The organism is Sphingosinicellaceae bacterium, from assembly GCA_019285715.1.
Taxonomy (GTDB): Bacteria; Pseudomonadota; Alphaproteobacteria; order Sphingomonadales; family Sphingomonadaceae; genus Glacieibacterium.
This window is the reverse complement of the sequence record CP079108.1, coordinates 1,559,346-1,571,585: the sequence shown is the minus strand read 5'-3', so window position 1 is coordinate 1,571,585 and position 12,240 is coordinate 1,559,346. Positions and strand designations below refer to the sequence as shown.

Sequence of the window (12,240 nt, the reverse complement as noted above, 5' to 3'; positions counted from 1 at the left end):
AGAATCCCGATATTAACTTGTTGTGCAGCGGCGCTTGCCCTGCCCGCCGTGGCACCCGCGTCGGCAGGCACCTTGTCGTTCGGCGGCACCTTCGACAACACAAACCCGCCTGCAGCATCGGGCGGGCGCTGTGCCGGACTGACCGTCAACATCGGAAATTTCGGACCATTTTATGCGACCGGCGCGTCGAACTTTGGGGCGTTCACTGCAGTTCAAAGCCATTGCCTCGACTCCGGCCCGCCGATTGCGATCGGTGCACCCGATACAGCTTATTACGATGGTCTCTTCACCTACAGCTTCGCCAGCGGTGCGACGCTGTTCGGTACCTACGTCGGCCTGTTGTCGAACGCGGGTACCATCGGGGTTATCGACAACGTCCAGAACTTTGTCGTCACAGGTGGGACGGGCCGGTTCGCCAACGCCAGCGGTTCGTTCCTGGGAATCGGGACGATACGATTTGCGGGCGGCCCGCCCAGCGCGACGCTGACGATCAGCGAGGGAGCCATCGCAGTTCCGGAGCCGGTGACATGGGGGTTGATGATCGTCGGCTTCGTGGCCACAGGTCTTGCTATCCGCTCGCGACGACTCGCCACCCCGGCCCGGATGGCAGTCTAGCGTCGGATAGCGGTGCCGGTGGTGACCCGTCGCGGCATCACCGGCACCAACCAATAAAACCCCCTTCGAGCGCGCTATCCGGGCTGAGGCCGTCTAATGGCGTGCCGGCCCCGGCGTTCGTGACCCAAAAGCCGACACTTGACGCTGATCTTCGGGTGCCTGAAACCGGACTCTCGTTCAGTAGGAATACCTTATTTAATCGGGCCCAGACCGTTCCTCGGAAAGAGACAGGTCGAGGCAGAGTGGATGAGCCGCTTACGGTTCCGATCGGACGTAGCCCTAGTTCATCACGACCTTTAGAGCGCATGACGGTTCTTCACTTGCTCCTAGCATCGGCCCCGCGCGCGCGGGGCTCTCCCAAAAAAGAGAGTCGTAACAAGAACATTGATTTAGCGGGCCACTGACCGCACTAGATGATCATGGACGGCAACGATCTGGGCGAGTTCCTGGACCTGCTTTACGCAGCGGCCGTCGACCCGCAGCTTTGGGTTCCTGCTATGGAGCGGCTCGCCGACATGGTTGGCGGGACCAACACCTGGTTGTCACGCGTCAACGTCGCTGACGGTAGTGGCACCGGCATAACCGCCCGGATCGATCCGGTAATGCCACAGAAGTATACGGCGTACTTTGCCATTCGTAACCCGTTTGCCAACAGGCCTCACCCCGTTCGATATATTCGTGCCTGGACGCCGAAAATTCGCTTTCACGAGGACTTCCTGCCACGTGAAACGATTGCGCGAACCGAGTTCTACAATGACTTCCTCCAGCCTCAGGACATTCATGCCTCAATGATGATCGGGCTCGCGGCTGACGGTCTCGAAACCAGCGTTCTAAATGTCAACCGGCCAATAGACGGATTCAACGCTGCACACGTCGAACTTGCGGGCCGGCTCCACCCCCATCTCCGACGCGCCTTCGACCTTTCGCGCAAATTGGGTGGGGGAATTGCCGGTGGCGAGACAATGATGGTGCTCGATGCACTCGAACACGCTGTTTTTTTGATCGATACTGTTGGACGCATAACTCACGCTAACGAAGCCGCCCGAGCGCTAGCCGCCACTGGATCCGGGCTACGTATCGATCGCGGCATCCTTTACGCAGTCGATCGGAAGACATCACGGCAGCTGGATGCTGCGATCTGCCTTGCCACCGCGTCAGATACCGAGCGCCGCGCCGGCGGGTCGGTCTCGATCGCTCAGCCCGGTGGAAAGGACCTGGTAGCGCTCGTCACGCCTGTGCGCGGAAATGCTGCCGGGATCTTTGGTGGTGCACCGCTGGCGATGGTCGCGGTTAGCGATCCTGCCGTCGCGCGGGATGTCTTGGCGGCGCGCAATCAGGTGAGCTACGGGCTTACCACCGCGGAGACGCGAGTCGCCATGGCACTTCTTGATGGACAAAGTCCCCGCGAGGCAGCGGCTCGGCTTGGCGTGAGTTTCCAAACGGTGCGGAACCAGCTCCAGGCGCTCTATGAGAAAACGCATACCAATCGCCAGTCTGCGCTCGTTCTGATGCTGAGCCGCTCAGGAGGGTAACGCTTCGCCGTTAATCTTCACGAAACTTTTACTGCCGCGTAGTGCAGATGGACCATGTGGCGCCTGCTTTGAATGGCTAACCCTTGAATCGCAAAACTCACTGTCTCGAGCTGCAAGGGGAAAAATCGTGAAATTGGTGCCCAGTACCGTTCTGGCGGCGATCGCCGTCCTTAGCATCGCCACGGCCGCCAACGCCGGGAATATCCTGATCGTCAATGGCGCTGGTGAAACGTCGGAGGCCGGCACGACCGCCTCGATTACCCAACAGATATCGCAGCTTCATATAGCGGTGGGGAATACCGTTACGGTCGTTGACACGACCCCGATCAGTCTTGTCGGTTATCAGCAGGTCTGGGACATCCGTTTCTCGAATAGCAGCCCGATCGACGCGCCGCTGCAGGCCGAATATGTCAGCTATCTCGCGAGCGGCGGCGGTATCTTCGCCATGGGCGAAAATGCTTTCTTTGGCACCCGCAACGACAGCGTTATTTCTCTGATCGCCGCAGCCGGCGGTGGATCGTTGACGTATATCGTTCCGGGCGATAACCAGACTGTAATCGCGCCGTTCACCGGTCCGAATGCTGTTTCGACACTTCAGTATTCGGTCGCCGGAGGTCTCACAACGGCAGGCACCGGTCAGTTTATTACCTCAAACGACAGTGGCGGTAGCGGGGTCGCGTTCGGCGTCGGGACGCTGGCCAACGCAAAGGCTGGAGCGCTCACGGCGATCTTCGACGTCAACTTCCTGCAAACAGATGCCAATTTTGAATCGCAGCAACTAACCAAGAATCTGATTGGCTTCATCGGTGGCCAGGTCGATCCGGGCGGCACGGTCCCTGAACCGGCGAGCTGGGCGCTGATGATCACGGGCTTCGGCCTCGTTGGCGTCTCGCAGCGCCGCCGGCGCGTAACGTTTGCTGCCTGATCTTATGCCCGTCGCGAGGCACAGTTGGTCGCGAAGCGGCAACTAAAGCGCCGAGCTGTTCACGCGAAAGAAGCTCACTTCGGGACCCTTGGCTCCGGACCATTCGGTAGTCGCGGTTGCGAAAGCAGGCACACACGGCACGGCCCTGCCGTGTGTGCCCGATGAGGGCCGCCGCCGGGGGGCGGTGTGTCACGGCACCGCCCTGACGCCAATCCAAGGCGTCGGGGCGGATGTCTGAATTTTCTCTAGAGCATCGAAGCGGGGCTGCTGCTGCAAAAGATTGAGCGGCTTATCTGGGTTTAATATCAGTATACGTATCTAGGTGCTCAAGGCGTAAACTGCCTACTGGCGGCCGCAGGCTCCGTCCCTACGCTGTACAGTGGTGACGGTCCAGAAGTGGACATTCAACGGTGTATGGCGGCTTCCAAAAGCCGGCCGTTCATTCATCCGACCCGTCGACAGCTGTGCGCTAAGTCGCGAAGTTTGCGCTGGGCTCCACCCTACAGTTACCGTCTACCCTTCAGTACCTAATCGTCAAATCGGCATCACGCGATCAATGGCTCTCCGGGACTACGTCCGTGAAAGGAGCTCCGTAAGTTGGTCAAAGGCAGCCCGCGCTTCAGCCATTGCGCGCGAATGGCGGAGCGCTTCCCCGGCGACGTCGGCACCGCAATGGTGACAGTTGGACGGATCGGGATAGACGAACGCGCCGCAACCACGGCACAACACGAGGTCGGGCGCAATCCGGCCAATGCGGGGATTCAACGAGGATCCTGCACGTAGTCCGCGCTGTGCACGTGCGCTTCGACAACGATTTCAAAGCGACCGTTATCGAAGCGTAGGCCGGGTGCGGGGGTGACCTTGACGAGACGCTCGCGCAGTCCGCGTCGGGCGAAGTCGAGCGCGCGATAATGGCAGAGCGGATTGTTGCCTGGCCGCCCGAACAGCGAATGGCTGGTCCAGGTGCAGCCGCCCATGCAGGCCTCGGCATAATAGCATTGCGCGCAATGACCCCACAGCCGCGACCGATCGCCGTTGCGTGCGACGCCCAGATTGTCGGCGTGCTCCCAGATCGTCGCGAGCGGTGCATCTCGTATGTTACCGCCGATGTAATCGGCCTGCAGCCCCGGACATCCCTTGATGTTTCCGTTCGCCTCGATACCGAAAACGTTGTCGCCCGCCGCGCATCCGGACCAGTGGATGGCTTCGTCGTTGACGTGCCGGAGCTGGCGCTCGAACGGGCCGAAGTAACCGATGTTGTTAGATGGCTGGAGCACCATTCCGTTGGCCTTGGCCTCCCCGTGGAGCCGAGACAATGTGGGGAATAGCTCAAGCAGCTCGTAGGGCTGGACAATCAGCTCGGGACGATCGGCAGCGTTGCCCATGGCAACAGTCAGCGCGAGCTGCCAGTTGTTTACAGCCAGCGACAAAAGCAGATCGAGAAGTGCCGGAAGCTAGGGCATCGACAGGCGGTTGATTTGGGTATTGACACTCGCTTGGATCGGCAACGCGCGCAGCGTCGACAGCAACTCTATCGCCCGATCGAAACTGCCGCGCACGCCGCGAAGCTGGTCGTGCGTCTCTCGAAGACCGTCGACCGATACTCCGATGCTCTGCACGCCAGCCTCGACAGCGGCACCGGCCCGTTCGGCGGTCATGTGGCGCCCGCCTGTCTGCAAGGAGCAGTCCATCCCTGCAGCGCGGACGGCGCGGATGATCTGGAGCCAGTCCTTGCGCAGATATACTTCGCCGCCGATCAGGCCCACGTCGCGGACACCGAGCGCCGCCATCTCGTCAATCAGCTGCAGGCACTCGGCGGTGTCCAGCTCCGCTGCCATCCGCCGTCCCGCGCGCGAACCGCAATGGGCGCAGCCGAGATCGCAGGCGGCGGTCAGTTCCCAGACGACACTGACCGGGACCCGCCTCTCCTGCTCGCTCGCTTCGAAGAAGCGTCTTGGAAGTCGGGTCGCCGCCTTCGACATCGCTCAACTCGCGTCCTTGATCGCGGTCTCGAGGCGGGCGATCGCTTCCTCCATGCCGCCAAATTCCGCTTCCAACGCCTTGGCTCGCTCGAGCACCGCGCGCATGCGGTCGAGGTCACCCGGCTCGATCGTTTCCCGGATCGCCGAGTGGTAGACCATCCGGCCTACGCGCGGCGCACCGGGCTTTTCGATGGCCATATTCTCATGTCCTCGGCTGCGACACAGATATTCTAACGTTAACGCAGTGCTCTAGAAACTAGAAGCCTACCCTGAAACTGTTCCCTAGCTATGTCATCTACCGCACCACGGAGATAGGCGCTAATGCCAGATTGAGATCACCGCCCGCTACCTCGGCGTCGATGTCGAGGATGCTCTGGAGCTCGCAGAGAAAACCGAGGTTGAGTCCGGGCAGACCCAGAGTCGGTCGCTCACAGCCCGATCATTGCTTCCTAGAAGTGGACATCTATTCATGTCGCGTAAGCGCGCGGACCGCGGCGACGGACGGCCAAGTTGGCGGTTAGCTTCCCTTCGGCTTGTAGGCGAATGGAGCTCTCTGTTAGTTCCAGGCATCGCTTCGTGACCCTAGATCGAAGCGATAAGTGTGACGATTTAGCGATGCTCCTGCACCCATCGGCGACAAACTGCGAACAGGAGACCAAGCACGGGCGCCCGCGCGCACCCCAAAAACATGACATCCGAGCAGGGGGCATGGGTAGCCGCCCGCCGGCGATCCAATCGCTGAATGCGTAAGGCGAACTATTGGGGGCTTTAATTTCTGCCACGCGGCTGGCGCAGGCCGGCGGCCTCGAGCATCGGCAGCACGGTGTCGCGGAAATAGGGAAACTCCTCCGCATAGTCGACGAATGACAGCGTCGTCCCGCCAAGGCCGGCGGCGTGGAGCGCGATCAATCCCTCGGCGACCTGCTCCGGTGTGCCGATCAGCGGATAGCCGCCATGTCCCATACCCATTCGGTCGCGGATCAGCGCCAGCAGGTCGTGCGGAAACGACTGGGCATGGGCAAACTGCAGCCGTACGAGGTTGTCGAGCGCGGGCATGTCGATCGCGTCACCGGCGAAGCGCGCGACATAATCCAGCGCCTCGCGCTCCGTCGGGCGGCAGACGACATGGGCGAAGGTCAGCACTTCGATGTCACGCCCGGCGTCGCGTGCACGCGCTTTCAGATCGACGACTTCGGCGGTGGTGCGGGCGATGTCGATCGTCGGGGTAAACAGGAAGTCGGCGTTGCGGATGGCGAAATCGCGGCCGATTTCGGAGCCGGCGGCGCTGATGATCGGCGGCCGTCCGAACAGCGGCTTGGGGTCGCCGTGGACGCCCGCAAGCTTGAAGTGTTCGGTGTTCCAGTCGAAGGCGCCGTCGCGGCTCCACAGTGCCTCGACCACGTCGAACCACTGCTGCGCGTAGGCGTAGCGCGTTTCGTGATCCTGCGGCAGCGTCATGCCGAGGGCTCGATATTCGGGCTCGTTCCAGCCCGCAACGATGTTCAGCCCGGCACGGCCATGCCCGATGGCATCGATGGTCGCCATCTGCTTGGCCACGATGACCGGGTGATTGGCGACGGTATGGATCGTCGCGAAGATGTCGATATGGCTCGTCGCTGCCAGCAGCCCCGCTGCCCAGGTCATCGTTTCCAGCACGTTGCCGTGAAAATTGGTCGCACCGCCGTAGCCGATCCAGCGCGCGATCGGCAGCATGAAGTCGATGTCCGCCGCGTCGAGCAGGCGCGCCAGCCGCAGGTTGTCGTCCCAACTCCCTGACCAGCGTTCCGGCACGGTCGTCACCGACATTCCGCCCGAGCAATTGCTGGCGAACGTCCCGAGCTTGAAATGGTCGGCTCGCGCCATGCCGCGCCTGCTGTCCATTAGACACACCCCGATCGATTATTGCTGACGAAAAAGTAATTTAGGTCTGAAGCATTGTCGAGATTACGAATCATTGATAGCTTTTTCATCAACGACTTGGAGGCGCTGCAGCGATCGTGGAGACATGCCGGCCAGCGGTGCGTGTGGTGTCCGATAAAGCCGGCCCGGCATGACTGGCCAACCGGCACCTTCGCGTCGCGACGTGATCCGGAACTCCACGATCGGTCTGGTACTGGCGAGCGTCGCGGGAACACCGGCATGGATGTCGTCGGCGGAGGCTACCGCGGCGAGCGCCGGGTTCGCGATACTCGACCCCGTGGAGGCAGCCTGGCTGGCCGGTCTCGGCGAGGCGATCGCCACGCCGTCGCGGGCTGCGGGGCTAGTTCACTATGTCGACCACCATCTCGCACTGCCGGCGGCCGAGAGCCTGCTTGCGCTTCGCTACCTCGACGTGGCGCCGCCTTATGCCGCTTTCTACCGCTCCGCACTGGCCTCGTTGCAGCGTCTGCACGGAGCCGCGCCGCCGACGAGTGATCCTCGCTGGAACACGGTCCTGGCCGCCCTGAACGGCCCGGCGCCGTCCGGTTGGCAGGGTCCGCCGCCGCCACTGTTCCTGTTCGCGGTGCGCCTCGATGCGGTCGACATTGCCTACGGCACACGCGCCGGCTTTGCTCGCCTCGGTATCGACTACCTCGCGCACATCGAGCCGGAGACCGACTGGTGAGCGTGCAGCAAACCATCGATGTCGCCATCGTCGGGGCCGGCTCCGTGGGCGCAGTCCTCGGCGCGCGGCTGGCGGAGGCGGGTCGCTCCGTGGTGATGTTCGAGGCTGGCCCACGACGTGACGCGCAGGACCTCGTCAGTTCGCAGATCTGGAGCCGTCGCCTGCGTTGGGGTGGTCCGCCGGTCGCCACCACCGGGGCCGACCCGGTCGGCTTCGGCTTCAACGCCGGCTGGGGTACCGGCGGGGCCGCGCTCCACCATTATGCGACGTGGCCGCGGATGCACGCCGCCGACTTCAGCATGCGGCGTGACCACGGTCGCGGCCTCGACTGGCCGATCGGCTATGACGAACTGCGCCCGTTCTACGACCGTATCCAGGCCGAGGTCGGCATCTCGGGCGATGCTGCAGCCGAGATTTGGCGGCCGGCCGGCGCACCCTATCCGATGCCGCCGCTCGACCCTCTGGCGCAAGGCCGCCTGCTCGCCCGCGCCTTTGCCGCCGTCGGCAAGCGCACCGCGCCCGCCCCGATGGCGGTCAACTCGGTCGAGTACGCAGGCCGGCCCCCGTGCCAGTACGACGGCTGGTGCGACGCCGGCTGTCCGATCATGGCGCTGGCGAACCCGCTGGCGAAGGACCTGCCCCGCGCTGAGGCCGCCGGCGCGCGCATCCTGGTCGACACGCCGGTGACGCACCTGGTGGCTTCGACCGGCAAGCGCATCGACGCGGTCCAGTACCGCGACGCTGCCGGACGGCTGGCGGTCCAGCCGGCGCGCCTCGTCATCCTCGCCGGCTCGGTAGTGGGTAATCCGGCACTGATGCTCAATTCCGCCAGCCCGGTGCACCCGACCGGCGTCGGCAATGCCGCTGGCCTCGTCGGTCGCAACCTGATGACGCACGGGCTGATCCAGATCCTCGGCATCTTTCCGGAAGCGACCGAGCCGCATCGCGGGGTCACCGGGGCGCACCTGATCTGTCACGACGACTATGCCAAGACCGCGACGCCGGGCGCGTTTGGCAGCCGGCAATGGCTCATCGCGCCGTCGATCAAGCCCAACGACCTCGCCGGGCTCGCGGCGTCGCGGATGGACCTAAACGGCGCGGCACTCGACGACTTTATGCACCGCGCCGCGCGCCACGCCGCCAACATGATCGGCATGTGCGAGGCGGAGCCAAACCCCGACAACCGCGTCGAACTCGGCGACGGCACTAACGCCTGGGGTGTCCGCCCGGCCCGGCTGGTCCACCGCTTCTCCGACGATGCCAAGCGGCTGTGGGCGGCGATGCGCGACGAGGGGGCGGCGATCTTCAAGGCCGGCGGCGCGACCGAGACCTGGCACACCCCGATGGGCTCCGCGCATTTCGCCGGCGGCACCATCATGGGGCGCGCCGCAAAGTCGTCGGTTACCGACAGCTTCGGCCGGGTCCATGGGCTCGACAATCTCTACGTCGCCGGCTCGGGCCTGTTCCCGACCGAGGGCAGCGTCAACCCGACCTTCACGCTGCAGGCGCTCGCCCTGCGCACGGCCGACCATTTCGCCGACGACCGTGGCGACCTTTTCAGCCGCTCATAAAGGACGACCCGACAACGCCACCGTCACGCTGAAACGGGGCCTCGAGACCCCGATCGACCCAAGGGAGCGAAGCAACGCCGACATCACTCAACAAGGGGACTAGCATGCTTAAATTCGGGACCTGCATCGCGGCACTTGCGGTTGCGACCTTGAGCCTGTCACCGAGCGCCGCGTCGGCGCAGGCGACAGTCGCCACGCCGGCAACGCCCATCGACAGCGCAGCGGCCTCCGACCTCGGCGGCGAGATCATCGTCACCGCCCAAAAGCGCTCGCAGCGAGTGCAGGACGTCGGCATCGCCATCACCGCGTATTCGGGAGCGCAGCTCCGCGCCCTCAACATCACCGACTCGCGTGAGCTCGCGTCGTTCTCGCCAGGCGTTCACACCGGCGGCAATATCGCCGGGCAGAACACGCAATATACCATCCGCGGCGTCACGCAGAACGACTTCGCCGACATCGTCGAGGCGCCTAACGCGGTCTATCTCGACGAGGGCTACATTGCCGTTGCGCAGGGCCAGACCTTCGCATTGTTCGACATCGACCGCGTCGAAGTGCTGAAGGGTCCGCAAGGCACGCTGTTCGGCCGCAACGCGACCGGCGGCCTCGTCCACTTCATCACCGTCAAACCCGACCTCGACAAGGTCGAGGGCTTCGTCGACCTCAAGTACGGGCTGTACGAATCAGTCGGCACGCCCGGCACCTTCCACGGCGAGGCCGCGCTCAACGTGCCGCTGTCGCCCAAGCTCGCGGTCCGCGCCGCAATGATGTGGAATAAGAGCGACCCTCTGCTCCGCAACGAATACCCTGTGGGCGCGGTCGGTGGCGCGCCCGGCGCGGGCGCCGGTGCCAACCTCGGCGACGACGACACGCTCGCCGGGCGCATCACGACGCTGTTCAAGCCGAGCGAGACATCGTCATTCACCCTGTCGGTCAACGCCGCGCGTAGCCGCATGGCGACCGCGCCCTATCAGGCCAAGTCGACTATCGCTCACTTCAACGCAGCGGGCGAACTGGTTGACGTGACCAACACCGCCGCGGGTGAAACCCGCGCCTCGATCGCCGCCAATGGATCCGACGCCGGCACCGATACCGATAACAACGGCGTTTTCGGGGATTCGTTCGGCCGCCCCAATCCCGGCGGCGACTTCTTCGGCTACAAGGATCCCGACGGCCCCGACTTCCGCACCTCGAGTGATTTTGCCTTCAAGAAGCAGGACCACGTCAAGACCATCGGTGCCAACCTGACCGGCGACGTCGAGCTGTCGGACGCCGTCACGCTGACCTCGGTGACCGATTACAAGCACTTCTCCAAGCTGCTATTCGTCGATGTCGACGGTGGCCCGGGCAACCAGGCGGCAAACTATGCCGGCGTCCATGCCAGCACCGTATCGCAGGAGTTCCGGCTCAACGGCAAAGTCGACAACGTCAACTGGGTCGCCGGGCTGTACTATCTCCACATCGACAACCACGCGATCAACGGCCTCAAGTTTCCGGTCGGCAGCGTCGTCCCCGGGGCCCCGTTCGACCTCGGCCTTGACGCGAAACTGAAGACCGATTCCTACTCCGCATTCGGCCAGTTCGACTGGCAGTTCGCGCCCAAGCTGACACTGGTTCTCGGTGGCCGGATCATCCAGGAGCAGAAGAAGTACGACTTCTTCCAGGCGATCTACGCCACGACCGGCTCCCGCGATGCGCAGGACGGCCCGCCGACGATCATCGGACCCGATGCCGGCAAGCCCTATGCCGACAAGCGCGGCCAGACCCTGTGGGCCGGCAAGGCACAGCTCGAATACCGTCCCGACAGCGACCTGCTGCTCTATGTCGGCATCAATCGCGGCGTGAAGGCGGGAAGCTACAACGCCGCGCTTGCTGGCGGCCTGCCAGTGCCGATCACTGCCATCCCGTACAAAGCCGAAGTCCTGACGAGCTACGAGGGCGGCTTCAAATACACCTTCCCCGATGGCCGCACCCGCTTCAACGCCGCGGGTTATTACTATGATTACAAGAACTACCAGGCGTTCCTGTTCACCGGCGTGTCCGGTGTCGTGATCAATGCCAACGACACCACTTACGGCGGCGAGGCCGAGTTGTTCACTTCGCCGATCCCCGGCCTCGACGCGGGTGTATCGGTGTCGTGGTTTGATGCGACGGTAAAGAACGTGCCGCTGCGCGTCGGTGGCCCGATCTCCCGTGACGTCAAGCCGGTCTATGCACCGCAGCTTCAGGGCACGGCGATCTTGCGCTATGGCTTCGACGCATTCGGTGGTCGCCTGTCGATTGGTGGCGATGCCGAGTACACGGGTGCATTCTACTACAACCTCCGCAACTTCACCGCCGACCGCTACAACCGCGTGATCATGGTCAACACCAGCGTGATCTGGACGTTACGCGACCTACAACTCAGCTTTGCCGTCAAGAACGTCACCGACGTTCGCGCCGGCGTGCAGGGCTTCGACCTCGCGAGCTTCTGCGGCTGCAACGAGTTGTCATACAAGCCGCCGCGGCTGTTCCAGGTCGGCGCCCGCTACGACTTCTAGACCAACTCCGCCCTTTGGCTATCTGACCGAGGGGCGGATCGCTCCCGCAATGGCAGGAACGCCTTGAGACAGAACTGGGGTCGGCTGTCCATTCTAAATACGTCCAAACGGACCGTGCGAATGATCAAAGGGCGGCGCTCACATCCCATTGATGAACCGAACGGGGCGTAGCTGCCACCGCAACTTCCTGAACAAACGTCCCCTTACGCCATCTGACCGCCCGAAAGCCGCCATTCGGCTTTCCACCAGAATGAATGCGAAAGCAGCCGATACGCCCACCACCAGAGTCACCATCCGGCAAATGTCGGCTCCCGCCAGTCGCCGAGACAGGTGCAGTAGCCGCGAGATCGTTCCGCTGCTGTCCGATGTAGATAAGTTGCCTGGCAATTGGCGTGTAGCGCGGAACCATACCCGGCGTTCCAGGAATGACATAAAGAATTCTTTATATGCGCATTGACAGGCGTGGCGAAGTT

At 63.3% G+C, this 12,240-nt stretch carries 9 protein-coding genes and 1 pseudogene; 6 read left to right on the top strand and 4 right to left on the bottom strand.

Features of this window, described 5'->3' with window-relative positions; all coding sequences use genetic code 11:
* Positions 1-48 precede the first annotated feature (48 nt).
* The 3 genes from KX816_07270 (at position 49) to KX816_07260 (ending at position 3,072) form a co-directional block, all read left to right on the top strand.
* On the top strand, positions 49-615 hold the full coding sequence (locus KX816_07270) for a PEPxxWA-CTERM sorting domain-containing protein (protein ID QXQ07793.1): 567 nt from the start codon (positions 49-51) through the stop codon (positions 613-615).
* A 413-nt stretch (positions 616-1,028) separates the two neighbouring features.
* Positions 1,029-2,147 (top strand): helix-turn-helix transcriptional regulator, encoded by a 1,119-nt coding sequence (locus tag KX816_07265; GenBank protein QXQ07792.1) that lies wholly within the window; start codon positions 1,029-1,031, stop codon positions 2,145-2,147.
* A gap of 127 nt (positions 2,148-2,274) precedes the next feature.
* Positions 2,275-3,072, top strand: a complete 798-nt coding sequence (locus KX816_07260; GenBank protein QXQ07791.1) for a PEPxxWA-CTERM sorting domain-containing protein — start codon at positions 2,275-2,277, stop codon at positions 3,070-3,072.
* A 761-nt stretch (positions 3,073-3,833) separates the two neighbouring features.
* Here the strand turns inward: KX816_07260 and KX816_07255 are convergent.
* The 4 genes from KX816_07255 to KX816_07240 all read right to left on the bottom strand — a co-directional run bounded on the left by KX816_07255 (position 3,834) and on the right by KX816_07240 (position 6,917).
* Positions 3,834-4,502 (bottom strand): SPASM domain-containing protein, encoded by a 669-nt coding sequence (locus KX816_07255; GenBank protein ID QXQ07790.1) that lies wholly within the window; start codon positions 4,500-4,502, stop codon positions 3,834-3,836.
* Between the two features lie 24 nt (positions 4,503-4,526).
* Positions 4,527-5,054, bottom strand: coding sequence for a radical SAM protein (locus KX816_07250; protein QXQ07789.1), 528 nt, complete (start codon positions 5,052-5,054; stop codon positions 4,527-4,529).
* 3 nt (positions 5,055-5,057) lie between these two features.
* Positions 5,058-5,252 (bottom strand): hypothetical protein, encoded by a 195-nt coding sequence (locus KX816_07245; GenBank protein ID QXQ07788.1) that lies wholly within the window; start codon positions 5,250-5,252, stop codon positions 5,058-5,060.
* Between the two features lie 570 nt (positions 5,253-5,822).
* A complete protein-coding gene (locus tag KX816_07240) occupies positions 5,823-6,917 on the bottom strand; it encodes an LLM class flavin-dependent oxidoreductase (GenBank protein ID QXQ08447.1) in 1,095 nt (364 codons plus the stop codon).
* A 187-nt stretch (positions 6,918-7,104) separates the two neighbouring features.
* Between KX816_07240 and KX816_07235 the strand changes: the two genes are divergently transcribed.
* The 3 genes and pseudogenes from KX816_07235 (at position 7,105) to KX816_07225 (ending at position 11,767) form a co-directional block, all read left to right on the top strand.
* The gene (locus KX816_07235) at positions 7,105-7,659 is read left to right on the top strand and encodes a hypothetical protein (protein QXQ07787.1); all 555 of its coding nucleotides are present in this window, start codon (positions 7,105-7,107) and stop codon (positions 7,657-7,659) included.
* A 14-nt stretch (positions 7,660-7,673) separates the two neighbouring features.
* Positions 7,674-9,230 (top strand): annotated as a pseudogene (locus KX816_07230) (GMC family oxidoreductase).
* Between the two features lie 104 nt (positions 9,231-9,334).
* Positions 9,335-11,767: a TonB-dependent receptor gene (locus KX816_07225; protein ID QXQ07786.1), complete on the top strand. Its 2,433-nt coding sequence runs from the start codon at positions 9,335-9,337 to the stop codon at positions 11,765-11,767.
* Positions 11,768-12,240: the final 473 nt, after the last annotated feature.